Consider the following 25,785-nt stretch of genomic DNA (forward strand, 5'->3'; position numbering starts at 1 on the left):
TTTATAGAATGAAATGAGGACGTAAGGAGTTGAACCATTGAGTTTTTATATAAATAAATCGATTATTAAAGAAGTATGCGGAGAAACCTCCTATAAAAGAGGTGAAGCTTATTATAAAGCAAATAAAGTAATCGTGAACCATTATGATGAAAATAAAGAAATTTGCGAGGCGACGGTACAAGGGAACGAAGATTTTCATGTTACAGTAGAAAAAGCTAAAAAAGGTAATGTTGTTGCGAGATGTAGTTGTCCTTCGTTAGCGTCTTTTCAAACGTACTGTCAACATGTTGCAGCAGTACTGCTACAAATAAATTATAATCAGCAAACAGGTGGAATGGGCTCTGTTAGTAGCAGAAATGATCAGTTAACAAACGGGATGTTTCAATTGTTTGCGGACAAACCACTGCGGCCCAAAAGTAAACAACATCGTTTTGATACACGTGAAATATTAGATGTTACGTTTATATGTTCACCAGTAGCGACGAAAAGCGGTGGGGCCCTTCTTGGAATTCAGTTAAAACTTGCGAAAACATATTCTATAAATCATATTAGAGACTTTCTTTCTAAAGTGGAAAAAAGAGAGTCATTTCATTGTTCAAATGAATTTACGTATACACCAGATGTACATAGTTTTAAACAAGAGACAGACGCAATTATTCAGCAGCTTATTAAAATGTATCATAATGAAAAAATGTATGAGGATGCGCTAGAAGTACATGCCAAACAAGATGAAAGTATGATATTCATACCGCCAGCTTCATGGAATGACATGCTTTCTTTACTTTCTAGAGTTGAGTATGTACAGCTGAAACAATATGAACAACTGTTTCACGATTTACAAGTTTCTAAAGGGTTATTGCCGTTACATTTCGAGTTTACGAAAGGGAATAATGGCGGATTTACACTTCATATAGATGGATTAAACCGTGTACAAGTTATGGATATGTATAACAATGCACTTTATGACGGGAAACTATATCATTTACATATGGAAGAGTGTATGCGGCTTATTGAATTAAAAAAGATGATGAATCGTTCAAATAGCAATCAGTTTTACATTCCTGAAAATAAGATGGAACATTTCGTAGCGAAAGTTGTGCCAGGCTTAATGAAACTCGGAACAGTTCGAATTGATGAAGTACTATCAGATCGTGTTGAAACACCGTCACTAAAAGCGAAATTGTATTTAGATCGAGTGAAAAATCGTTTGTTAGCAGGCCTTGAATTCCACTATGGAAACGTCGTTATTAACCCGCTAGAAGAAGACGGGCAGCCGTCTGTTTTTAATCGTGACGAGAAAAAAGAAAAAGAGATTTTAGACATGATGAGTGAAAGTGCCTTTGCGAAAACAGAGGGCGGTTACTTTATGCATAATGAAGAAGCTGAGTACAATTTTTTATATCACATCGTTCCAACGTTAAAAGGTTTACTTGATATTTATGCGACGACAGCAATTAAATTACGAATTCATAAAGGAGATACAGCTCCTCTAATTAGAGTAAGAAGAAAAGAAAGAATTGATTGGTTGTCATTTCGTTTTGATATAAAAGGAATACCGGAAGCTGAAATTAAAGGTGTATTAGCGGCTCTTGAAGAGAAACGTAAATATTACCGATTAGCGAACGGTTCGTTATTATCACTGGAAAGTAAAGAGTTTAATGAAATTAATCAATTTGTAAAAGAATCAGGTATTCGGAAAGAATTTTCACATGGAGAAGAAGTAAATGTTCCGCTTATTCGGAGTGTAAAATGGATGAACGGACTTCAGGAAGGCAACGTTTTAAGTTTAGATGATTCTGTTCAAGAGTTAGTGGAAAACATTCAAAATCCGAAAAAATTGAAGTTTGCTGTGCCAAATACTTTACACGCTGTTCTGAGAGAGTATCAAGTGTATGGATTCGAGTGGATGAAAACACTCGCTCATTACCGTTTTGGTGGTATTTTAGCAGATGATATGGGGCTTGGGAAGACGCTGCAAAGCATTGCTTTTATAGATTCCGTCTTGCCTGAAATTCGAGAGAAGAAGCTGCCCATATTAGTCGTTTCACCGTCATCACTTGTTTATAACTGGCTTAGTGAATTGAAAAAATTCGCTCCGCATATTCGAGCGGTTATTGCCGATGGAAGTCAAGCAGAGCGCCGAAAAATATTGAAAGATATAGTGGAATTTGATGTCGTAATTACGTCATATCCATTGCTGAGAAGGGACATAAGATTGTATGCAAGGCCGTTTCACACGCTATTTCTTGATGAAGCACAAGCGTTTAAAAACCCTACAACACAAACGGCAAGAGCAGTGAAAACGATTCAAGCTGAATATCGTTTCGGATTAACGGGGACCCCTGTAGAAAATTCATTAGAAGAGCTATGGTCTATCTTTCATATCGTATTTCCGGAATTATTGCCAGGAAGAAAAGAGTTCGGTGATTTAAGGCGTGAAGATATAGCGAAGCGAGTGAAACCATTCGTATTAAGGCGACTAAAAGGGGATGTATTAAATGAGTTGCCAGATAAAATAGAGCATTTACAGTCATCGGAGTTGTTACCAGATCAAAAGAGACTTTATGCTGCTTATTTAGCGAAATTGAGAGAAGAAACGTTAAAACATTTAGACAAAGATACGTTACGTAAAAATAAAATCAGAATTTTAGCTGGTTTAACGAGACTGCGTCAAATTTGTAATCATCCCGCGTTATTTGTCGATGATTATAAGGGTAGTTCAGCTAAATTTGAACAATTGTTAGAGATTTTAGAGGAATGTAGAAGTACAGGAAAGAGAATTTTAATTTTTTCTCAATTTACGAAGATGCTCTCCATTATTGGTCGTGAGTTAAATCGTCAAGCCATTCCATATTTTTATTTAGACGGGAGTACACCTGCGCAGGAGCGTGTAGAGCTATGTAATCGTTTTAACGAAGGGGAAGGCGATTTATTTCTCATCTCATTAAAAGCTGGTGGTACGGGTCTCAATTTAACAGGAGCAGATACGGTCATATTATACGATTTATGGTGGAATCCAGCAGTTGAGCAACAAGCAGCTGATAGGGCATATCGAATGGGACAAAAAAATACAGTGCAAGTTATTAAGTTAGTTGCTCACGGAACGATTGAAGAAAAGATGCATGAACTGCAAGAGAGTAAGAAAAATTTAATCGCTGAAGTGATTGAGCCGGGAGAAGAGAAATTATCTTCTATTACGGAGGAAGAAATACGAGATATTCTAATGATTTAATATGAAAAAGCTATGCTTTCAAATTTATGAGAGCATAGCTTTTTGTTGTAATAATTATATTTTGTTTTGTACAAAGTAAAGAAATCAAATGTTATTTAAATTACTTCTTTGCACCTTTACTTTTGTATGGTTTTGCAGCTGCCTTTTTCTTTGCACTTGATTGCCAACGGTTCCATCCTTTACTTCCTGTACCTTGTCCTACGCCTTTTTTCGGTTTTGCTTTCGTTTTGCTCATATGATCACTCCATTATATAAAAAATCTGATTTGATAATAGTCAATAATTTAGAAAATACTCTTGATAAATGACTATGTTTGCTTTAAGGAAAAACAAACTGCTTGAATGCTATAGTATATCATGAATTTGCAAGTAAACAGAAAGGAATTACAAAGAAAATGAAAATAATAAGAAATACTGCGGATTCTATCTTTCGAACGATTACATTACTTGTTGTGTATATGTTAGTTTCGGTTAGTGAAACGCTTTTCGGATTGACGAGGCAAAAGAAGTGAAAATGTTATATTAGAAACAATCAATAAAGCCGTAAAATAAAGAATTGAAAAACATTTTGAAAATTTTTGTTGACTTTCTTTATTTTTTGTATAGAATAATCATTAATAAAATGTTTCAGAGATGTGACAACAAAACGACTATGAAAGGACGAGTAGTAGTAGGATGTAGTCTAAGCGAGTCAGGGGTGGTGTGAGCCTGATACGAAGCCTATTATGAAGAACCTCCTGGAGTTGCTAACCGAAATCCTTTAGAGGAAAGTAGACTTAGCCGGGAACTTCGCCGTTACAAGAAGAGCAGTATCGAGATATTCCATCTCCGTACTGTATAAGTGAGCAACCTCTGTTGCTAATTTGGGTGGTACCGCGGAACCAAAGCCTTTCGTCCCAGTTTTTTGGGGAAGAAGGGCTTTTTTTGTTGGCTTCTTTTCACAACATCCAAACATTTTAGGAGGAAACCACCATGTATCAATCATTAATGACAGTAAGAGAGACTCAAATTGCAATTAAGGAAGTTAAAACATTTTTCGAGGATCAATTAGCAAAACGCCTTGAACTATTCCGCGTATCTGCACCATTATTCGTAACGAAAAAATCAGGATTAAACGATCACTTAAACGGTGTAGAACGTCCAATTGAATTTGATATGCTGCATTCGGGAGAAGAATTAGAAATTGTTCATTCACTAGCGAAGTGGAAAAGATTTGCATTACATGAATACGGATATGAAGCTGGTGAAGGTTTATATACGAACATGAACGCGATTCGTCGTGATGAAGAACTTGATGCTACACATTCCATTTACGTTGACCAATGGGATTGGGAAAAAATCGTTCAAAAAGAATGGCGTACTGTCGATTACTTACAAAAAACAGTACAAACAATTTATGGAATATTCAAAGATTTAGAAGATCACTTATTTGAAAAGTATCCGTTCCTAGGAAAGTATTTACCAGAAGAAATCGTCTTCGTTACTTCTCAGGAGCTGGAAGATAAATATCCAGAATTAACACCGAAAGATCGTGAACATGCAATTGCGAAAGAACACGGTGCAGTCTTTATTATCGGAATTGGTGATGTACTTCGTTCAGGTGAAAAACATGACGGACGTGCAGCTGATTATGACGATTGGAAATTAAACGGTGACATTTTATTCTGGCACCCAGTACTACAAGCTTCATTCGAATTATCATCAATGGGAATTCGTGTTGATAGTAAATCACTTGATGAGCAATTAACGAAAACAGGTGATGACTTCAAACGTGAGTATGATTTCCATAAAGGGATATTAGAAGACGTACTACCATTAACAATTGGTGGTGGTATCGGACAATCAAGAATGTGCATGTATTTCCTACGTAAAGCACATATTGGTGAAGTTCAATCTTCTGTATGGCCTGACGATTTACGTGCAGCTTGTAAGAAAGAAAACATTCATCTGTTTTAATAGAAGTGAGAAGAGTCAGTAGTATTTCCTAGGAAAGAGTATGACGATTAATTTGAGTGTTTTATAATGATTTTTGGATGTCAATAATATGTTAAAAAGCTGTTTGTATAGAATCTTGAAATCTATGCAAACAGCTTTTTATTTATAAATAGGAAGGAAATAGATTTATATGACTTTTGTAAGTTGCAATAAAAATATTAAATTATACCATTTGTACTAAAGGCTCAATTTTCGCCATAAATGATTGATGCAGCGCCTCAACACCTGTAACTAAATGAAGGCGGTCAATAACGACAGATACTTTAATTTCTGATGTACTTACCATTTTAATATGAATATCTTCTTCTTTTAAAGTAGTGAACATATTTGCAGCGACACCTGGGTTAGATACCATACCAGATCCTACAATTGATACTTTTGCTAAATGATTTTCATGTTCTACTGACTCATAGTGAAGAGTTTCTTGATTTTGTTCCAACACTTCTAAAGTTTCTCTTAAATCATTAGAGTGAATGGAGAAGGAGAGATGAACAGTTCCTTCATTTGTAATACTTTGAATGATAATATCTACATTAATGTGTGCTGCTGCTAATGTAGAGAAAACTGTTGAAAGTGAGCCTTGTTCCAATCCTTTAATTGTGACACGTGTAATATTATCCTCAAATGCAATACCTTTAACGATTGATTGTTGTTCCATGTTACATTCTCCTTTTACAATTGTTCCGTTTTCTTGTTCCATACTTGAGCGGACTTCTAAAACGACATTATGATTTTTAGCAAATTCAACAGCACGCGGATGTAATACGCCAGCACCGAGGTTGGCAAGCTCTAACATTTCGTCATAAGAAATTTCATCTAATTTGTAAGCCGTTTTTACAACTCGTGGATCAGTCGTGTATACGCCTGTCACATCCGTATAAATATCACATTTTTTCGCTTTTAATGCCGCTGCTAATGCGACAGCGGTCGTATCAGAGCCACCACGTCCAAGCGTTGTGATTTCACTTTCTATACTCATACCTTGGAAACCAGCTACGATAACAATTGTGCCTTCAGCAAGATAAGACTGAATACGATCTGTATTAATGTCAGTAATCCGTGCACTACCATGTACAGATTCTGTCGTAATACCAGCTTGCCATCCTGTTAATGAAATGGCGTTATAGCCTTTTGTTTGTAATGCCATTGTTAATAATGAAATGGTCACTTGTTCTCCTGTAGATAGAAGCATGTCCATTTCACGTTTACTTGGGTTTTCCGTAACAGCGTTAGCAAGTGCTACTAGTTCATCCGTGCTTTTGCCCATTGCCGAAACGACAGAGACAACGCTATGTCCCCTTTCATATTCTTCAATAATTAAATTTGCTACATGTTGAATGCGTTCGACGCTTCCGACAGAAGTGCCACCAAATTTTTGTACAATCGTTTCCATTACGAATTCCTTCTTTCGTCCATTTTTAAGAATAGGTTAGGACATATGCAAATCCCAATATTCCTGTAGTTACCAGAGAGAAAAACAAAAAACACCATCTCAAATAAGTGAGGATGGTGCTGTTACAGGAAAAGGGAAACAGAAAACGGAGCTAATAAAAAAACCGCCAAAAAAGGAATATCATGAAAATGATATCTCTTTTTTGTAGATAGCTCTTCATACGTACATGTTTGTACATATGACAGTTCTGTTTCTATTCGAAAACAGCCCCAATTGATAAATGCAGAGAAGTTTATCAATTTCGGCAACACTTCCTTTCTTCTAATTTCATAGACATCTCTGTGTCTCCATTAGAATACTTATAAGTATTGCAACCTCTATCTCACGTTTTAGGCGAGAGTGTTTGATTTATAAAGTTGTGGGTAACATTTGTTTTATAATAATTTAAATTTTCCGGGGAATCAAGTGTTTTATGTATTTTTTTAAAATTCTTTCTATTTACGGGGGAGTTTGTGAAAAATGTAGCAAAATAAACTCATTGCATGTACATTAAAAATATAGTGCACTGGAGGTGGAAGAATGCAAAGGAAAAAACCTATTTATGTTTCGATAGAAATGGAAACAACGATAGAGAAATTATGGGAATATACGCAAGAACCAGACATACATACAGAGTGGGATGCTCGCTTTACTGAAATTTCGTATTTAGAGAAAAAAGAGGGAGAACCGCAGCAATTTTTGTATAAAACAAAGATCGGATTTGGACTTGAAATAGCTGGGGAAGGGGAATCGATAGGTGAGATTAGAAAAGAAACTGGAGAACGAATTTCGTCTTTGAAATTTTGGACAGACAATCAATTATCGCTTATACAAATGGGGCGTGGGTATTGGAAGTATACACCGAATAATGAATACATTCATTTTGAAACGCAATATGATTATGATACAAGATTTGGCCGTATAGGAAATGTAATAGATTCATATATTTTTCGCCCGTTATTAGGCTCTGCGACTGCTTGGAGTTTTGATGCTTTAAAATTATGGTTAGAAAAGGGACTTCATCCTAAGTTGCTAATTAGAAGAACAATGACATATTGGCTCGTTTGTTTTTTATTTTCTTTTGTATGGCTATATCAAGGGATTGTACCGAAAATAATCTTTACCCATCCAGAAGAAGTGAAAATGCTTTCGGTCATAATTGGTTCAACTGAAAATAGTATTTTTATTCTTAAAATAATTGGGCTGTTAGAAGTTATTTTTGGTGTCATATGGTTACTTCCATTTCCAAAACGAAATGTATTTATACTACATATTTTCATGTTAATAGCCTTAACGATAGCAGCAGGATGTACGAATATCACAAGTTTTACAGAGCCGTTTAATCCAATTACGTTAAATCTGCTTCTAATTGGAGTATCGATTGTCGGTTATATGAATAGCTTCGATTTGCCAAGTGCAAAAAATTGCAAGAGGACGAGAAAGGGATAGTGTATGGCTAATATTTATGAAAGACTATTAGGGGATTCTTATAAAAAACTTCATCCGAAATTGCAGAAACGCTATGAGATTACAGAAGAGAATAGTTTTATTGGGGAAGGAAAGATGGATGAAATTTATGGTGGTTCTTTTTTTGTGAAATTAATATTAAAAATTGCATCGAAGTTTCGAATGTTTTTCTCTGAACGAGGAAAAAAAGTGCCTTTTGTAATACATAATACTGCTGGACGAGATAAAGATGGAAAAGAAATTGTAAAGTGGAATCGCACGTTTTATTTTCATGATAAGGAAAGATATTTTAATGCGGTTATGCAGTTGGATGAAAACGAAAATGAAATTGTAGATTATTTTGGTGAACCACATTTACTCGTCTCTACATTGAATTTTCATATTGATGGGTTAGGGGCAATGCATATTTCTTCAAAGAAACAATGGCTTTATATGTTTGGAAGAAAAATCTCTTTACCGAAACTTTTATACGGAGAGGCAAAAATTGTTGAAAGTTATGATGACGAATTACAATGTTTTCGAATTTATGTTCAAGTACGAAATCCGTTAATTGGTTCGCTATTTTCATATAAGGGAACGTTTGTGGAAAGGAAATAAACGATATGAGAAATATAATATTTGGTCTTGCTTGTTATATTGTTTTTCTAATATGTGAGTGGCCCGATGTAAATCCTGTTGAAGCAATTATATTATTATCTATTTTGTTATTTATACCGATGTCTTTTTGTATTATTGATAAAAGAACACGAAATGGATCGTATTTATTATTTTATAAATCCGTATCGTTTTTATATCCGGTCGCAGCAATTAGTGCAATGTTAGCTTTTGTAACAAATCAATATTTCTTTGCGATAATTTGGTTTGTATATACGGGGATCGTTGCGTTATTTGGTATAAATAGATTACTAGAAAGAGGACGGAAGCCATTAGAAGAAACGGCTATCGATAGTGCGTTTATTTATTTGTTTTTAGGTGGTTTTTGGTTTTTTGCTTCAGTAGCAAACGTATCGATTATGCAGTTTAGTTCTGACATTGTTTTACTTACAGCTGCACACTTTCATTATTCGGTATTTCTATTGCCGTTATCAGCGGGTTTAATTGGGAGGGAGAGAGAAAAGAGAAGTAAAGTATATGATGCAATTATGTTTATTATAGTCATTTCACCGATGACAGTTGCGATTGGAATTACATACTCAAGGATATTTGAATTTTTTGCAGTGTTCCTATATTTATGTGCTATTTATGGTTATGGGATTTATGTTTGGCGCACGAAATTTAATGCTATCAGCGCAAAGATTCTTTTAATCATTTCGTCTAGTACGCTCATGGTCACAATTATGTTCTCACTCATATATTCATATGGGAATTTGAAACAAGTAATGACGATTACAATTGTACAAATGGTTTGGGTTCACGGTGTTGTAAATGGGATTGGAGTAGCGCTACCGGCATTTGTTGGTTGGATGATGGAAAAGAGTGCTCCCAATTATAAATACTATGGAAAACCAATGAGTCGGTTAAGAGGAAGTGTAACAATTGGTGAGACGTTTTTACATAGTAGGAATTTAGTAGATAGTAAGGAATACAAAGGTTTAGTTGATAAAATGAATGACTTTCATAGTGAGGCATTTGACACAGCGAAGATTCCTTTAAGCATTATTCGTTTTTATGAAAATACAACAGCGTATAAGTTACAATCGCATATTAAATGGACTCGTTGGTTCCGCCCATTTGCATTTTGTTATGAGAAAATGAGTAAACGTGTTGGACAAATACATTTAGGAATGGGTGGCAAGTGGGAAACAATGTACGGTTCTATCCTTGGTGTAATCGATGAGAAAGACGGAAGAGAAAACGTAAGAGCTTGGCTAAGAAAAAATGAAGCAGGGAAGTCTATTTTTTTAGCTTTGTATTCAATGCATACCCATAAGAACGATACATATATGAATATCGCATTACCTTTACCATATTCGAATATGACGGGGATTTTAAAATTACGCAATGATAATAATGAGTTAATCATTACTAGTAAGCTAAGAGAAAATGGTAAGGGCGATGAGGGGATTTATTTACATACTCGTTTCTTTACAATCCGTTTACCGTTAGCAGAGACGTTTATTATTAAAGAGGGAAATGGTCAAATGCTAACAGCTCACCATAAAATGTGGATATTTGGAGTTAAGTTTTTAGAAATTGATTATGAGATTAAGAAAATAGAGGAAAAGTAAGAAAAGCTTGGAGAGATTCCGAGCTTTTTTACGTGTGGGCAATTGTCATAGCGACTTGTTTATCTAAATCTTTGTCCCAAACACGTTTAATTTCAAACGTACCTTTTTCAAAAAGTAATGGGGATCTTTCTTTAAACCAACCTTGCATAGGAAGATTTAGTGCTGTATTGATTGGCACCCATACTAATTCACCGATACGATAAACTTAACTAAATCTATACAATTCAATTAAATTTACACAAGTTAGTGCTTCATCGTGTTCTCGCAACCCCGAAGGGACGAGGGGTATAACATTCCACACGAGGCAGTATCGTTACCTCCTATTAACAAGCATTTATTTTACAAGTAAAACTTCATTGTTACGCTAGATCATACACATTGTATAGAGTTGGTGCTCGATGTTATGTGAATTTGGAGGCATAATGATGTATTCTCCTTTATATTTTTTTTTGATAATTTTACCATAGCATAATGGTTTCTTATATAATTGAAAATGTAATATTGGTAATTTTCCGTTATTATGTATGGATTCTATAGTCATTTGGAAAGAGGAGAGGGAAATGCAAGGAGAAATACAAAGAGAGAAAGGTTTAGGGTATGTTGGCAAATTACTGTTGCCAGTTAAAGTGTCACGGCATTTTAAATTTTTGTGGATTGGACAATTGCTTTCAACTTTAGGGAGTTCTATAACGATGGTTATTTTGCCAGTCGTTGTTTACTCATTAACTGGTTCAACGGTTGTAATGGGGATGACTATGGCAATGTACATGCTACCTAATATTCTTGCTTTACCGTTTGCAGGGTTAGTTGTAGATCGAATTGACCGGGTAAAATTAATGTTATTTACAGATATAATCCGCGCTATATTAATGCTATTACTTGCATCGCTTATATTTATGGATTTGCTAACGATTACCCTTTTATATGTCCTTGTTGCTTTATACGGACTTATGGAAGGAATATTCCAGCCGGCGTATTCAGCTGTAAGAGCAAAAGTGTTTGTACCAGAAATTCGTAATGCGGCTAATGCACTCACGCAAATGAGTAATCAAGGCATACGATTAATCGGACCGGCACTTGGTGGATTAATCGTATCAGTTGCATCTGCTGGGATAGGGTTTGGACTAGATGCAGCAACGTATTTATTATCATTTTTCTGTTTATTATTTTTAAAAGAAATTAAGTTTAAGAAAGTAAACTCGATTGAAAGGAGTAAGATCGATTATAAAAAAGAGTTTATGGAAGGGGTTTTAGTTTTAAAAAGTCATCCGTGGCTGTGGATTACAATTTTAGTGTTTTCTTTCGTAAACATTTGTTATGCCGGCATTATCGTCGTATTAATTCCATGGTTGTTTAATGTTCACCATCATTTTGAAGCTTACGTATATGGACTAGGCATGGCAGCTTCTGGTGTTGGTGCTGTAATCGCCGCACTAATATTTGGCGGGAGGGAACGATGGCATAAAAGAGGATTACTTGCCTATGGAGGTGTTTTAATTAGTGGTATCGCTCTACCAATTATGCCGTTCATTTCTTGGCCACCTGCTTTAATATTCTTAATGGCAATCGAAGGATTCGGTATGATGATATTTGGACTTATTTGGGAAACGAGTTTACAAGAACTTGTTCCAGAAGAAACATTTGGAAGAGTAGCAAGCCTTGATATGTTAGGTTCTTTCGCTTTATTGCCATTAGGATACGTAGTTGTTGGTTGGCTAGCGAATGTAATAGGTGGCGAGATAACGATTGTATTGCTAGCAATTTTAGTGATTATTACAATAGGTATGGCATTGTCTGTGCGGAGTATTCGTCGATTTGATTGATGATAGGGGAAAGGGGACAGCGTATATGACGATAGAAAATTTGAAAGATATAGTAGTAAGGCAACTAGAAAGCAAATACACTTTGCAAGAAAAGGTTTTTGAAGCAAAAAATTTCACGGTCTATATCGCTACTCATATAGAAAATAATATAGTATATAATCGATTATTATTAATAAAGCATTTTTATAATAAAAAGCCTTCTGTACATATTTGGCACAAGCAAATTAGTACGGAAGCAACTGAACTGGAAATTACAAAAGAAGTGACAGAAGCGATCCAATCAGGTTTCATAAATGAAGGCTAAGTTCAGAACTTAGTCTTCATTAAATACAAATGTTTGTTTCATCTTTTTATCCTCATTTACCGGATGACCGTTGTAAGAGAAATTATTTTCTTCCCAAGTAATGACGACTTTGAAATTATGGCTGTTAAAGTCTAATGGGAATACTATGTAGTCAAAGTTTGTATGACTTTTAGAAACTTTGTTATTTAATGTAGTAGGATTAAAAGTAGCTTTAGAGGTAGGAGTGTTATCAAGTATTTCCACAGCTACGTTTGATACATCATTACCGATATTTTTTACAAGTAAACTATACGTATCGTATACATCCTGTTTTGGCTGCACTGCTTGCTTCTTTACGTTATGAGATTTATCAATTTCGATATACCACTGTTTAGACTTTGACGCAATTGGTAGTGATTGAAATGTGTATGCACTTGCTTGTATTGGTAGTGCTAAACAGGTTAGTGCAAAGAGAGAAAATATTTTTCGTTTCATTGTTAGAGAGCTCCCATTCTTTAACGGATTTATTTGTTATTATCTTCTCTTTGTAAGAGGATATACCATAATTCAATTGTGAAAAGTATAGTCTCTCTTTGTGAATAAGATGGAGATATTTCTCTTGAGCTAACCAATCGATTGCAGCAATTGCACTATGGATTGGAACGATGTATTTATTCATAAAAAGAAAACCATATGTTGTGTCCTTAATTCCAGCAATCTTTATGACGCTCATGACAGCCATTTATATTTTAAATGCGAAAATAGGTTTTAATATTTCACTAAATACGTCTTATGTTGTAGGTGCGGTTATTACAGTTATTTTAACTGCTATATGTTTCATGAAAGCTGTGTAGAGATTTTTCTAAACAGCTTTTTGTAATATGAAAAAATTACCAAATGTATGTTAAAATAGTATTGTCATACAACAAGGGGGATTTGTTTTATGGAAAATGGACATCTTGCTAAAGTAGATGTAACGAAAAGAATAGAATCGAAATCTAAGTATAATAAGAAACTTGAAAAATACCAGAGACGTTTATTAGCGCTTCAGCAAATTGTAAAAGAGGAAAAAATTGCAGTTATGCTCGTTATGGAAGGCTGGGATGCAGCTGGAAAAGGTGGAGCGATTAAACGAGTGACTGAGCATCTTGATCCACGTGGTTTTCAAGTAACTCCGATTGGAGCACCTGCACCTCATGAAAAACGGTACCATTACTTGCAACGTTTCTGGCGGAAACTTCCTCAGTACGGGCAAATTACTATTTTTGATCGCTCGTGGTACGGCCGTGTGTTAGTTGAGCGTGTGGAAGGTTTTGCTACACAGGAAGAATGGATGAGAGCATATGATGAGATTAATGATTTTGAAAAATTATTAATCGATGATCATTACATAATAGGAAAATTCTTCTATCATATTAGTAAAGATGAACAATTAAAGAGGTTTAAAGATAGAGAGAAAAACCCATTAAAAAGGTGGAAAATTACAGACGAAGATTGGCGTAATCGTGAAAAATGGGACGAGTATGTTGAAGCGACGGAAGAAATGTTTGAAAAAACAAATAAACCAAATGCGAAATGGAATATTATCGAAAGTAACGATAAATTATATGCTCGTGTGAAAACGTTGAAAGTGATTATTTCGTAGAGCATGGTATAGAATTGCCTTCTTATTATTATGAAATGAAAGAAGGTAAGCAAGAGGGCTTTGAAACGAATCAAGATGTAATTGTAAAATAGTACGAAATTTGAATATGAAATATAACGAAGAACCATCCTGGAAATTTGAGAAACCAAATTACAGGATGGTTTTTATTTAGAAACATTTTACAATTAACAGAATAAGGTATATAATCAATAATCATATTAATATTGTTAATATGATTATTGATTATATACAATGTGGGGGTCTTATTTTGAAGGGAAGAGATGTTGTTTTAGGTTTATTGATGGAAAAAGAATTGTCTGGTTATGATATTAAAATTGTGTTCGAGGACGTATTTACTCATTTTTTTGATGGGAGTTTTGGAATGATCTATCCAACGTTACGACAGTTGGAAAAAGAGGGGAAAATAAAGAAAGAGGTTATTATGCAAGAAGGGAAACCGAATAAGAAAATGTACTTTATTACAGATGAAGGGCGTGAAGAGTTTTATCAATACATGAAAACAGATGTAGAGAAAGATGTTTTACGTTCAGATTTTTTAATGAGGATGTATTTCGGTAATTATAGCGATGATAAGGCAATAAAAAAATGGATTGAAGAGGAAATTAAAAGGAAAGAAGCATACATTGCGGATCTTCGATTGAAATATGAAAAGTGGAGAGTAGGTATTACTTTTGTCGAGGAAATTTCTCTCGATGTAGGTATTGCATCGTATAGTGCACAAGTAGAGATATTGAAAAGAAAACTAGAGCAATTAGAAACAAAAGAACACAATAAAAAGGAAGAATGAAAAACACGTTCGAAATAAAGGGGTAAATAAAGATGGAGCAATCAAAGGGTATTAAGATTGTCTTTTTAATGTGTCTAGGTATCTTTCTTTGTATGATTGATACGACAATTATGAATATAGCTTTACCGGCAATACAATCGAGTGTAAATACTTCATTAGAAAAGATGTCTTGGGTATTAAATGTATATACAATGACGATTGCAGTACTTGCTATTCCGTTAGGACGGATAGCTGATATTTTTGGGAAAGCAAAGATGTATATTCTTGGTTTGATAATTTTTGGTGGTGGATCAGTACTTTGTGCTTTTGCTAATACGGGTGATTTTCTCATTTTTTCTCGTTTTATACAAAGTGTAGGGGCGGCAATTTTATTTCCGACTAGTATGGTAATCGGCGTATCAGCTATGCCATTAGCTAAGAGGCATGTTGCACTTGCAATTTTAGGGGTAACGCAAGGACTATCAGCTGCGATGGGACCGGTAATAGGCGGAATTATTACACAAAATTTCGGTTGGAGATGGGTGTTCTTCGTTAATGTTCCAATTTGTATTCTTGGAATCATTTTATGTGGCATTATGTTACAAATAAAAAATGAAGAACGTATCATCTCAAAAATAGACTGGATAGGACTACTATTAAGTAGTACAGCAATTTTTTCTTTTACTCTCATATTAGTAAAAGGCAATACATGGGGATGGCAAAGTAATATAGCTTTGTCTTGTTATGTAATTAGCACTATTTCTCTTATTCTATTTGTTTTAGTAGAACGGAAGATTCATAATCCAATGGTGAATTTAAAGTTATTTCAAGATCGAATGTTTGTTGGAGCATCTATCGTTGTAATATTAAGTAATTTATTTTTAATTGGAGTAACTGTATTACTTCCAACGTTCTTGACGAAAATACAAGGTCGAACGGAAATTGAAGCAGCTTTTTTAGTGACACCTATTTCAGCAATGATATTTTTGGTCTCACCAGTTGCAGCAACATTAATTAAAAAGCTTGGCAAAGTAACTATTATTTTGTCAGGATTTCTTGTTATGAGTCTATCTTATTATTGGTTGCAAATGATTGACGTCACTTCCACAAATATAGAAATTATTATCCCATGTATGATATTAGGTGTTGGGTATGGCTTAGTAGTGGGACCAATTACTGTTTTAAGCGCATCTTCGTTTGAAGGGGAATTGTTAACTGCTTCTCAAAGTGTCGTATCGATGTTGCGGCAAGTTGGAATTGTATTAGCGGTAGCAATATTTGTATCTAACTTAACTCATAACTTAACTGTAAATAAAGAGAATGTATATCGTTATGCAGAAGAAAAAGTAGGAAATATTCATGTGGATCGTACTCAGCAAATTGAGATATTACAAATGACAAAAGAAAAAATAGAGAATCAAAGTATAGAAACGAATGTAGAAAAGCATCAAAATGAAACATTTGTAGGGTTAAATAAAGAGAAAAAAGACGAACTAATTCACCAAAAAGTAGATGAAGTATTAAATGCTGTTCCAGTAGAATATAGAGATATAAAAAGAGAAGAAGTTATGAATCAAGTGATAAAGGAAGTTGAAAAGCAAGAGGGAATTGTAAAGAAAGAGGCACTCGCATTTTCAGATGACGTGAAGCATTATGCTAAGAATCAGATGGCGATGAGTTTTACAGATTTATATAAAGCGAGTGTACCAATTATTTTAGTTTGTGCTTTAGTAAGTTTGTTATTTTGGGAAGGAAAGACTTTGAGTAAAAAGAGAAGGGAAAGAGTGGTAGAGGAAGCGTAAAAAAACAGGCTAATAGCAGCCTGTTTTTCTTACACTAGTATGGAAAATCTGGGTTTAATTCGTTAAATTTATGACTATAATGTCTCTTATTATTAAAGCCAACAAAATCTATTCCGACACAAGGCTCTAAATTGCCGTCTACAATCGTAGAATCCACGAAGCTAAAATGCTTTAATTTAGGTAGTTCTTTAATGAATTGTAGATTTTGTATGTTACCACAACCGGATAGAATGAGTGTTTCTAAATTTGTTAAATAACGTAAATAGTCGTGATTTTTCATTTTACTGCAATGATCGAATTCGATGTATTTTAATGTTGAAGCGTTGTTTTCAATCTCATCAATATGTTCTAAATTTCTTAAATAATTGAGTTCTAATTGCTTTAATTTAGGGAATGCTCTACATCCTTTTAAGGAGTTAATGTTTCCTTGTGTAATTCTTAGTTTTTCAAGTTTTCGTAAAGGTATTAATTCTTCAAGATTTTTTTGTTTCGGCTTGTATTTCCAAATGTATAGTTCTTTTAAGTTAGGACAAGATTCGAATCCTGTAATGTTTTTATTCCACTGTATGTAAAGTTCCTCTAAATTTGTAAAGCTTGCTAGTTCTGTTAAGTTTAGTGGGACTTGTGGTTCTTCTAGTGCTAAAGATTTTAAGTTTTTTAATTTATATAAAGCTGAGTAATCAGTAATACATGTACTACTAATGTGTAAGCTTTCAATTTGCGGACAGTGTTCTAGAAAATTAATATGGTTTAAACTATATCTAAGATCATTAATGTAAACATCGTTAAAGTTGTTTGTATTAATGAAGTGTACGTACTCATCCAGTCTATTTTCATGAATTTGTACGGTGCCATCCATAACTAAAAAGTTTTGTGGTTTCTTTTTAAAAGAGATAAGACGATTGTGACATTGACTACATAATTTGAAAGATTGGTTTGATTTGTCGAAATCTATGGCATTATGTATCGGATTATGTTTGCAAGCCTCACATAGTTCTAGGTTTTTTTTCATTGTGTTCTCCTTGCATATTGTGAATAGTAGTATTTTTAATATAGCATGGAGGAAGACGAATTGGGTTAGAGAGTTTTTTAGAATGAAAGCGAAGAATGGGAAATGCCATTGAATATGTAACGTTAAACATAGTACATTAACAAGAGGGTTTAATTTTAAAGGGAGGATGAGGAATTGTTGGATAAGGCGGGGGCTTTAAAAAGTAATCGTATGTATACAGAAGAAGAGCAACAAAAACTATATAAACGAACATTAATAATCGTAAGTATTTCACAAATGTTCGGCGGGGCAGGTTTAGCTGCTGGAATTACGGTAGGTGCACTTCTTGCACAGCAAATGCTCGGCACAGATGCATATGCAGGATTACCGGCAGCTATGTTTACATTGGGATCTGCAGTAGCGGCTTTTATTGTAGGAAAGTTATCACAAAAACATGGTCGCCGTATAGGGCTTGCAGCAGGATTTATAGTAGGTGGATTTGGGGCTATTGGAGTTGTATTGGCAGCTATAACAAATAGTATTATGCTTTTATTAGTCTCTTTACTTATATATGGTGCAGGTACAGCTACAAATCTACAAGCTCGTTATGCTGGTACAGATTTAGCGAATAAGAAGCAACGAGCAACTGCTGTTAGTATTACGATGGTCATGACGACTTTTGGTGCAGTCGCAGGTCCAAATTTAGTAGGTGTAATGGGAAGGTTTGCTCATTCAATTGGAATTCCTGAACTTGCTGGTCCATTCATATTATCAGCAACAGCATTTATACTTGCGGGTCTTGTCCTTTTTGTTATGCTTCGTCCAGATCCGTTACTTATTGCTAATATGATAGAAGCATATAAACAAGAACATACATATAAAGGGCAACCGGTAACAGAAGAAGTGAAAGAAAATAAACGAGGCATTACTGTTGGAGCAATCGTAATGATACTTACACAAATCGTGATGGTTGCAATCATGACGATGACGCCAGTTCATATGGGACACCATGGCCACGATTTAAGTGCAGTAGGTCTTGTAATTGGTTTTCATGTAGGTGCAATGTATCTTCCATCTCTCGTTACGGGAATGTTAATTGATAAAATTGGCAGAACTACGATGAGTATAGCTGGTGGAGTAATTTTACTAGCAGCAGGTGTCATAGCTGCGATAGCACCGAGTGATTCTTTAATACTATTAATTGTTGCCTTGTCTTTACTTGGATTAGGATGGAACCTCGGTTTAATAAGTGGTACTGCTCAAATTGTTGATGCAACTATCCCTTCCACACGTGCAAAAACACAAGGGAAAATAGATGTGTTTATTGCGCTAGCTGGAGCTTCAGGTGGAGCGATGTCAGGAATGGTAGTGGCGAATTCAAGTTATGCGGCATTGTCATTAGCTGGAGGAGTTTTAGCTTTCATGTTGATTCCTGTTGTGATATGGTCTCGAAAAGGAGAAAGAAATTAAAGAGAGGTTCTAGTTACTGACTAGAACCTCTCTTTATATAATTAGCTTAAATCCCACGCAACAATAAGCCCTAAATGCGTAAGACCACCACCGAATCCGTATAGTAAAAGTGTGTCTCCGTTATTTAATTTTCCTTCTTTACTAGCTAAATCTAAAGCGAGTGGAATGGAGACGGAGGAGGTATTCCCCATAAATTCCATACTCGTTAATGTTTTTTGCATTGGAATTTGAGATTTCTCACAAATAGCTTCGATCATTCGCAAGTTAGCGCTGTGAGGTACGAACCAGTCTATATCATCTATTTGCATATGTGCGGTATGTAATAGTTCTTTTATACCTGCTGGCACCTTGCGTGTTGCCCATTTATATACTTCTCTTCCATTTTGAACGATTTTTTCATTTGTTTGCAGTGGTGTGCCATTCATAGTAGTAGATAAGTTTGTTCTGTATAGATGAATTCCGCCGTCACCGTTTGTGCCCATATGAGCAGCGATAAAGCTTGGTTTGTTTTCATCTTTTTCTAATAAAATAGCTCCAGCACCATCGCCAAATAAAATACAGGTCGTTCTATCGGTGTAATCAGCAACTTTAGATAATGTCTCTGTCGCTACGACAAGGACCTTTTCATGTGATCCAGAAGTGATCAAACTATTACCAACATGTAGTCCATATGTGAAACCAGCGCAAGTCGCATTTAAATCAAATGCTATTGTATGAGGTATGTTGAAGTATTGTTGTATTTGACACGCAACACTAGGGAAAACATAGTCAGCAGTTGTTGTAGCGACGATGATACAGTCGATATCTTCTAAGTTCTTTTTAAATGTTTTACATAAATTTTCAATTGCTTTAATGGCTAAGTGTGAGGAGTATTCTTCTTCGCTAGAGATTCTTCTTTCCTTCATTCCTGTTCTTTGTAAAATCCATTCATCATTCGTATGGACCATCTTTTCTAAATCGTTATTAGACAATATTTGATCTGGAACATAAGTACCAATTGCAGTAATACGAGATTTAGAATGCATAGGAACATCTCCTAACTTATTTTTATAACTTGATACTAGTATCAGATGATAATAAAGTCAACAGATAGCTTTATAACTTAATATCTTTATGTATGAATTAAAAAAGGAGTTTGAGAGGGAATGTCAAAATAATATACAGAAAGCTTTTGAAATTGATAATGAAGGGGTCTGAGGTTCTTGAAAAGAATCATATATTTGTTGTCTCTTGTTTTAATTTGTAGTTTTATATTACCAGATAAGTCCTATGCTTGTGATTGTACTAAAGCATCACCAGAAGATAGGTTACAAAAAAATGATGTAGTGTTCGAAGGGAAAGTTTTAGAAGTTCAAAAGCAAGATGGGGGCGGGATTAAAACACTATTTGAAGTGAAGAAAATTTGGAAAGGAACAAATTCTTCGCAAATTATTATATATACAAGTATGAGCAGTTGTACATTTCGTTTTGCAGAGGGAGGAGAGTATCTAGTCTTTTCTTCTTATAGAGGGGAGGCAAAGTTAGAGACATCTATTTGCAGTGGAACGAAGAGATTAGATGAGGCAAAGATGGAGAAACAGGCTTTAAGTCATATTGCAAAAGAGTCAGCTCCAACGAAGAAAGTGGATTTAAAAGGTGAGATGGTGAACGGTTTAAGTTGGTGGCAAGTTGCTGTTATTTCTATAGGTGTGTTATTGATTATTGCAGTTGTTATTATTTATGTGAGAAGAACACGCAAAAAATGACGATTAAAGTAAATATATGAAGATTTTCTTTCGCGTGATATAGGTTGTTAAATCTTGTGAAAGCGAATTACTTATGCTACACTTTATGTAACTTAAAATGAACGGAGGGGCTTCCTTTGATCTTAATCAGATTACGTCTCAATACTTTGTGCCAATAATTGAATAGCGCTCAAAGGCTCTGTCTGTGTACAGAGTGAACGGGATTGGTCTGCCTATTTTAAAGGAACCCTTTATTAAGCTTATATGTGAAAAAGAGGGAGGGACGAATACGCCCTCTTTTTGTTTTGCCTTTATAAATAGAATGGGATAGTATAGGTGAACACTTAATGTGGATACGTATATTATTTTGAGACTTTTTTACTATGGAATAGGATGAAAGGATAGCTTTCTTCTATTTCTTTGGTGAACCCTTATCCGTTTACGAAAGCACAGGCAGTGACCTGTGTTTTTTATTTTACGTAATCGAAATGGAGGAATAAATATATGGAAGAAGTAGTACAAAAAGCAGTTTTAGTTGGTGTGAATTTAGGTAATGAAGATGATTTTGCATATTCGATGGAAGAGTTAACAAATCTTGCAGAAGCTTGTGATGTAGAGGTAATTGGGCAGGTAACGCAAAATTTACAACGAGTAAATCCATCGCATTATATTGGAAAAGGGAAGATTGAAGAAGTAGCAGCCTATGTTAACGAAGTAGATGCGAATATGGTCATCTTTAATGACGAATTATCTCCTTCGCAAATTCGCAATTTAGAAGCGGATTTAGATTGTAAAGTAATCGATCGTACCATATTAATTTTAGATATTTTTGCGCAACGTGCGAAAACGAAAGAAGCGCAGCTACAAGTAGAAGTAGCACATCTTCAATATATGATGCCTCGTTTAATCGGTCTTCGTGAGTCGTTAGGAAGACAGAGCGGCGGCGTTGGTACGAAAAATAAAGGTGTCGGTGAGAAGAAATTAGAGTTAGATCGTCGTAAAATTGAAGAACAGATTTCAGTTTTAAATAAAGATTTAGAAGCGCTTGTTGCTCAGCGTCAAACGCAGCGAAAACAACGTAAGAAAAATGAAGTTCCTGTTGTAGCATTAGTAGGTTATACGAACGCAGGAAAATCAACGACGATGAATGCAATGCTTGAAATTTATAATGGTACAGAAGAAAAACAAGTATTTGAAAAAGATATGTTATTCGCGACGTTAGAAACATCTGTACGAAATATTGATTTGCCAGATAATAAATCATTCTTATTAACAGATACAGTTGGATTTGTAAGTAAATTACCACATCATCTTGTAAAAGCGTTCCGTTCAACGTTAGAAGAAGTAGCGGAAGCAGACTTACTTATTCACGTTGTAGATTACGCAAATCCAAATTACGAACAGTTAATTGATATTACAAATGAAACGTTAAAGAAAATTGGAGTAGAAAATATCCCGACGATTTATGCTTATAACAAATCAGATATGGTGGATGTTGAAATTCCGAAAGTACAAGAAGATCGCGTATATTTATCTGCGAAGAAACATGTTGGAATTGAAGAGCTTGTAGAAATAATTCGCTCGCATATTTATAAAGAATATACGAAGTGCGAAATGTTAATTCCGTATGATCAAGGACAGGTAGTTTCTTATTTCAATAATCATGCGCACGTCTTATCTACGAGCTATGAGAATGAAGGTACGAAACTAGAAGTAGAATGTAAGACGAGTGATTACGAAAAGTATAAGCGTTTTGCTATTTAATAGAAAAGGCGACCCTAATTTATTTTAGGATCGCCTTTTTCTTATTCTGTAATAGAGGCCCACTTATAAGAATAAATTCCTGCAAATGGACGAATAACAACACCTTTTACTGTTGGTCGTTCTAAATATACAAGCCCTGATTGGAAGATTGGAGCGATAGCCGCATCGTCTTCTAGTAAGATTTTCTCTGCATCTTGGAACGCTTTCCAACGTGCTGGTAAGTCAGTTGCTAAAGTAGAACGCGTTTTCTCAATTAATTCGTCGTATTGTTTGTTTGAATAGCTCATCTTATTAAACGGTCCGTCTGTGACAAACATATTTAAAAATGTTGTAGGATCAGGATAGTCTGGTCCCCATGTGGAAAGTGAAATTTCAAAATCACCATTTCCTTCACGATCTAAAAATGCTTTTACTGGAAGGGGCTGTAATGTGATTTTTAATCCTGGTAAGTTTTTCTCCAGTTCACCTTTTAAAAACTCACTAATTTTTTTATCGTTAGACTCATCAGTTGTTATGATTGAAAGAGAAGCATTTTGTAAATTAGTTTCTTTTTTTGCAGTTTCCCATAGTGTTTTAGCTTCTTTCACATTTGTTTCTACTTTTACATTACTTGTACTGCGAAAATCTTTATTATCAGGTCCTTTTACGAATCCTTTTGGAACGAAGGCATTCGCAGGTATAGAACCATTATTTAAAATCGTTGTTGCGATTCCTTGTTTATCAAAAGCAAGCGAAATAGCTTTTCGAGCATTTTTGTTTGCCAATAAAGGATTCTTTTGGCTAAATCGGAAAAATGTCATAGAAGGACGTTCCATTTTCTTCAAGCTCGGATCTTTTTGATATTTATCAACAAACTCTGAATTAATTGTAATTCGGTCTACTTGTTTGCTTTCAAATAAATTAACGGCTGTTGAAGTGTCTTTTACGATATTTACATTGATTTCATTTAATTTCACATTTTTATTATCCCAGTAGTTCGGATTTTTTGTCATTTTATAACTTGTATCATGTTTCCATTCACTTAATTGAAACGGCCCGTTATAAACTACATTTGCAGCTTCAAGACCATAATTTTTCCCTTGCGCTTCTGTAACTTTTGGGTTTTGAGGATAAAATGTTGCAAATCCCATTAACCCTAAAAAATATGGAACAGGGTGTTCTAACTGTACTTCAAGCGTTTTATTATCAATCGCTTTTACACCAAATGAATCAATTGGTAATTCTTTTTTATTTATTTTTTCTGCGTTTTTAATATCGAACATAATATGTGCGTATTCAGAAGCGGTTTCTGGATTTACGGCACGTTTCCATGCATATTCAAAATCATGAGCAGTCACTGGATCACCATTTGACCACTTTGAATCGTGTAATGTAAATGTATAGGTTTTTCCGTCTTCGCTCAGTTTGTATGATTCAGCTGCCGCAGGAACAGGTTGATTATCAGGTCCAGGCATATATAACCCTTCCATTACGTTGTTTAAAGCAGCGTAAGAATGCCCATCAGTTGCGATAGATGAATCAAGTGTAGAAATTTCCCCAGCTTCTACAATATTTAATACTTGTTTTGAAGATTCCTTTTTCTTTTCCCCGGTAGTTGTTGCCTCTTGTTTTTGACCACATGCTGTTAAAAACATAGATAATGTAATTGAGAGTGCAACGACTCCTTTAGTTTTTTGCTTCATAGTTGTCATCCTTCCCTTCATCTCTGCCTTAGTATAAAAGAAAATATAGAAAATTTCTATAAATAAATCCGATAAAACGCATAGAAAAAATATATTATGTAAGAAGTGATATTTCTGGAAAAAGAAACGAAACCAGTATAGAATAGAAATGTTTCAAAAGTCAGAATTTATTAAGGTTAAAGTTTTACTTTATTACACTTACTTTAATAAATATATATTTTGTAAAGGAAGGAGAGATTCATATATGCAGGCAGTTTCGCAAAAAAACACAGTAGAAACACCGACAATATACCGAATATTATTTGCGATTAGTTTCGGTCATTTTTTAAATGATTCGATGCAAGCAGTTGTGCCCGCGCTGTTTCCTATTTTGGAAAAAACGATGAATTTATCCTATATGCAAGTAGGGTGGATTGCGTTTGCGTTAAATATGACGTCATCCATTATGCAGCCGGTTTTTGGTATGTATTCGGATAAGAAGCCGTCACCATTTTTATTACCGCTCGGTATGTTTTCGAGTATGCTTGGGATGATCGGACTTGCTTTTGCACCAAACTTTATTATTGTTATTATTTCTGTTTTATTTATCGGATTAGGTTCTGCAGTCTTTCATCCAGAAGGTGCCCGAGTTGCTTATATGGCGGCAGGGGCAAAACGAGGTTTAGCACAAGCGATTTATCAAGTGGGAGGAAATACAGGGAATTCCTTAGCTCCTATTTTTACAGCATTAATTTTCGTTCCGCTCGGTCAAATTGGCTCTTTAGGTTTTACCGCTTTTGCAGCAGTAGGAATCGTATTATTAATTTTCGTATCAAATTGGTATAAGAATGAATTAGCAACTGGTGCTGTGAGAAGGAAAAAGAGGGCTGCGCTTGAGGCAGAAAATGCAATTGTAAGTACGCATATTAAATTCGTTATTATACTTCTTGTTTTCCTTACTTTTGTACGCTCTTGGTACGGTGCTGGTATCGGGAATTTCTATCAATTTTACTTAATTGAGCATTACGGTTTATCTATAAAAAATGCCCAGTATTTCGTATTCGCATTTATGATTGCCGGTGTGTTAGGAACTTTCTTTGGTGGACCGTTAGCAGATCGATTTGGTAAGAAAAATATTATTGTATTTTCAATGCTTGGATCAGCGCCGCTTGCACTTTTACTACCTCACGTTTCTCTTGTGTGGGTCGTACCGTTATTTTTATGTATCGGTTTTATTAGTTCAAGTAGTTTTAGTGTAATTGTTGTTTACGCGCAAGAGCTTGTTCCTGGAAAAGTAGGAATGGTATCTGGATTAATTGTAGGGCTTGCGTTTGGACTCGGAGCTTTAGGATCTGTAGTCCTTGGGAAATTGGCTGACATATATAGTCTACAATTCATTATGTTACTATGTAGTTGTCTACCATTAATTGGACTTACTTCATGGTTACTACCAAGTGATAAGAAAACGATAGAATAGGGGAT

General features: G+C 34.9%; 19 protein-coding genes, 4 pseudogenes, 1 riboswitch and 1 other annotated feature. Of the genes and pseudogenes, 16 read left to right on the forward strand and 7 right to left on the reverse strand.

Going from position 1 to position 25,785, the window contains the following annotated elements; genetic code table 11:
• The first annotated feature begins 37 nt into the window (after nucleotides 1-37).
• Entirely contained in the window at nucleotides 38-3,232 is a 3,195-nt protein-coding gene (locus tag ACQKNI_RS07435) for a DEAD/DEAH box helicase (protein ID WP_088231202.1), read from the forward strand.
• A 100-nt stretch (nucleotides 3,233-3,332) separates the two neighbouring features.
• Here ACQKNI_RS07435 and ACQKNI_RS07440 read toward each other — a convergent pair whose 3' ends face one another.
• Entirely contained in the window at nucleotides 3,333-3,467 is a 135-nt protein-coding gene (locus tag ACQKNI_RS07440; RefSeq protein ID WP_000047587.1) for a DUF3934 family protein, read from the reverse strand.
• 102 nt (nucleotides 3,468-3,569) lie between these two features.
• Between ACQKNI_RS07440 and ACQKNI_RS07445 the strand changes: the two genes are divergently transcribed.
• On the forward strand, nucleotides 3,570-3,743 hold the full coding sequence (locus ACQKNI_RS07445) for a hypothetical protein (RefSeq protein WP_088231203.1): 174 nt from the start codon (nucleotides 3,570-3,572) through the stop codon (nucleotides 3,741-3,743).
• A 131-nt stretch (nucleotides 3,744-3,874) separates the two neighbouring features.
• Nucleotides 3,875-4,133 (forward strand) — a binding site (T-box leader).
• A gap of 70 nt (nucleotides 4,134-4,203) precedes the next feature.
• Nucleotides 4,204-5,187 carry an aspartate--ammonia ligase gene (gene asnA, locus ACQKNI_RS07450; protein ID WP_088231204.1) on the forward strand — a complete coding sequence of 328 codons (984 nt, stop codon included), beginning with the start codon at nucleotides 4,204-4,206 and terminating at the stop codon, nucleotides 5,185-5,187.
• Nucleotides 5,188-5,389: 202 nt separating this feature from the next.
• On the opposite strand, the gene ACQKNI_RS07455 is transcribed toward asnA, so the two are convergent.
• Entirely contained in the window at nucleotides 5,390-6,619 is a 1,230-nt protein-coding gene (locus tag ACQKNI_RS07455) for an aspartate kinase (RefSeq protein ID WP_088231205.1), read from the reverse strand.
• Between the two features lie 201 nt (nucleotides 6,620-6,820).
• Nucleotides 6,821-7,007: riboswitch (Lysine riboswitch) on the reverse strand.
• A gap of 191 nt (nucleotides 7,008-7,198) precedes the next feature.
• Here ACQKNI_RS07455 and ACQKNI_RS07460 point away from each other — a divergent pair.
• The 3 genes from ACQKNI_RS07460 to ACQKNI_RS07470 are packed head-to-tail and all read left to right on the forward strand — an operon-like array spanning nucleotide 7,199 to nucleotide 10,353.
• The gene (locus ACQKNI_RS07460; protein WP_088231206.1) at nucleotides 7,199-8,107 is read left to right on the forward strand and encodes a DoxX-like family protein; all 909 of its coding nucleotides are present in this window, start codon (nucleotides 7,199-7,201) and stop codon (nucleotides 8,105-8,107) included.
• A 3-nt stretch (nucleotides 8,108-8,110) separates the two neighbouring features.
• A complete protein-coding gene (locus ACQKNI_RS07465; RefSeq protein WP_088231207.1) occupies nucleotides 8,111-8,722 on the forward strand; it encodes a DUF4166 domain-containing protein in 612 nt (203 codons plus the stop codon).
• 5 nt (nucleotides 8,723-8,727) lie between these two features.
• The gene (locus tag ACQKNI_RS07470) at nucleotides 8,728-10,353 is read left to right on the forward strand and encodes a YndJ family protein (RefSeq protein ID WP_427282297.1); all 1,626 of its coding nucleotides are present in this window, start codon (nucleotides 8,728-8,730) and stop codon (nucleotides 10,351-10,353) included.
• 28 nt (nucleotides 10,354-10,381) lie between these two features.
• Here ACQKNI_RS07470 and ACQKNI_RS07475 read toward each other — a convergent pair.
• A pseudogene (locus ACQKNI_RS07475) lies at nucleotides 10,382-10,546 on the reverse strand (DNA mismatch repair protein MutT); the annotation flags it as partial.
• Nucleotides 10,547-10,913: 367 nt separating this feature from the next.
• On the opposite strand from ACQKNI_RS07475, the gene ACQKNI_RS07480 reads away from it, so the two are divergent.
• Together ACQKNI_RS07480 and ACQKNI_RS07485 are read left to right on the forward strand one after the other, a co-directional pair.
• Nucleotides 10,914-12,176: an MFS transporter gene (locus ACQKNI_RS07480; RefSeq protein ID WP_427282298.1), complete on the forward strand. Its 1,263-nt coding sequence runs from the start codon at nucleotides 10,914-10,916 to the stop codon at nucleotides 12,174-12,176.
• A gap of 25 nt (nucleotides 12,177-12,201) precedes the next feature.
• Complete coding sequence (locus ACQKNI_RS07485) at nucleotides 12,202-12,480, forward strand: hypothetical protein (RefSeq protein ID WP_098841108.1); 279 nt, start codon at nucleotides 12,202-12,204, stop codon at nucleotides 12,478-12,480.
• 9 nt (nucleotides 12,481-12,489) lie between these two features.
• On the opposite strand, the gene ACQKNI_RS07490 is transcribed toward ACQKNI_RS07485, so the two are convergent.
• Nucleotides 12,490-12,954 carry a hypothetical protein gene (locus tag ACQKNI_RS07490; protein ID WP_088231211.1) on the reverse strand — a complete coding sequence of 155 codons (465 nt, stop codon included), beginning with the start codon at nucleotides 12,952-12,954 and terminating at the stop codon, nucleotides 12,490-12,492.
• A gap of 110 nt (nucleotides 12,955-13,064) precedes the next feature.
• Here ACQKNI_RS07490 and ACQKNI_RS07495 point away from each other — a divergent pair.
• From ACQKNI_RS07495 to ACQKNI_RS07510, 4 genes and pseudogenes are all read left to right on the forward strand, one after another.
• A pseudogene (locus ACQKNI_RS07495) lies at nucleotides 13,065-13,313 on the forward strand (carbon starvation CstA family protein); the annotation flags it as partial.
• Nucleotides 13,314-13,402: 89 nt separating this feature from the next.
• Nucleotides 13,403-14,196, forward strand: a pseudogene (locus tag ACQKNI_RS07500) (polyphosphate kinase 2 family protein).
• 176 nt (nucleotides 14,197-14,372) lie between these two features.
• On the forward strand, nucleotides 14,373-14,912 hold the full coding sequence (locus ACQKNI_RS07505) for a PadR family transcriptional regulator (protein ID WP_088231213.1): 540 nt from the start codon (nucleotides 14,373-14,375) through the stop codon (nucleotides 14,910-14,912).
• Nucleotides 14,913-14,944: 32 nt separating this feature from the next.
• Nucleotides 14,945-16,693: an MFS transporter gene (locus ACQKNI_RS07510; RefSeq protein ID WP_088231214.1), complete on the forward strand. Its 1,749-nt coding sequence runs from the start codon at nucleotides 14,945-14,947 to the stop codon at nucleotides 16,691-16,693.
• A gap of 34 nt (nucleotides 16,694-16,727) precedes the next feature.
• On the opposite strand, the pseudogene ACQKNI_RS07515 reads toward ACQKNI_RS07510, so the two are convergent.
• Nucleotides 16,728-17,588 (reverse strand): annotated as a pseudogene (locus ACQKNI_RS07515) (hypothetical protein); the annotation flags it as partial.
• 291 nt (nucleotides 17,589-17,879) lie between these two features.
• Here ACQKNI_RS07515 and ACQKNI_RS07520 point away from each other — a divergent pair.
• On the forward strand, nucleotides 17,880-19,154 hold the full coding sequence (locus ACQKNI_RS07520; protein WP_088231215.1) for an MFS transporter: 1,275 nt from the start codon (nucleotides 17,880-17,882) through the stop codon (nucleotides 19,152-19,154).
• Nucleotides 19,155-19,195: 41 nt separating this feature from the next.
• On the opposite strand, the gene ACQKNI_RS07525 is transcribed toward ACQKNI_RS07520, so the two are convergent.
• Nucleotides 19,196-20,179 (reverse strand): ketoacyl-ACP synthase III, encoded by a 984-nt coding sequence (locus ACQKNI_RS07525; RefSeq protein WP_088231216.1) that lies wholly within the window; start codon nucleotides 20,177-20,179, stop codon nucleotides 19,196-19,198.
• A 177-nt stretch (nucleotides 20,180-20,356) separates the two neighbouring features.
• On the opposite strand from ACQKNI_RS07525, the gene ACQKNI_RS07530 reads away from it, so the two are divergent.
• Nucleotides 20,357-20,899, forward strand: coding sequence for a cobalamin biosynthesis protein CbiN (locus ACQKNI_RS07530; RefSeq protein ID WP_088231217.1), 543 nt, complete (start codon nucleotides 20,357-20,359; stop codon nucleotides 20,897-20,899).
• A gap of 483 nt (nucleotides 20,900-21,382) precedes the next feature.
• The gene (gene hflX / locus ACQKNI_RS07535) at nucleotides 21,383-22,642 is read left to right on the forward strand and encodes a GTPase HflX (RefSeq protein WP_088231218.1); all 1,260 of its coding nucleotides are present in this window, start codon (nucleotides 21,383-21,385) and stop codon (nucleotides 22,640-22,642) included.
• A 41-nt stretch (nucleotides 22,643-22,683) separates the two neighbouring features.
• Here hflX and ACQKNI_RS07540 read toward each other — a convergent pair whose 3' ends face one another.
• The gene (locus tag ACQKNI_RS07540; protein WP_088231219.1) at nucleotides 22,684-24,324 is read right to left on the reverse strand and encodes a peptide ABC transporter substrate-binding protein; all 1,641 of its coding nucleotides are present in this window, start codon (nucleotides 24,322-24,324) and stop codon (nucleotides 22,684-22,686) included.
• Between the two features lie 244 nt (nucleotides 24,325-24,568).
• On the opposite strand from ACQKNI_RS07540, the gene ACQKNI_RS07545 reads away from it, so the two are divergent.
• Entirely contained in the window at nucleotides 24,569-25,780 is a 1,212-nt protein-coding gene (locus ACQKNI_RS07545) for an MFS transporter (RefSeq protein WP_088231220.1), read from the forward strand.
• Nucleotides 25,781-25,785 lie beyond the last annotated feature (5 nt).

This window comes from Bacillus sp. NPDC094064 (assembly GCF_050279585.1).
In the GTDB taxonomy this organism is placed as follows: domain Bacteria; phylum Bacillota; class Bacilli; order Bacillales; family Bacillaceae_G; genus Bacillus_A.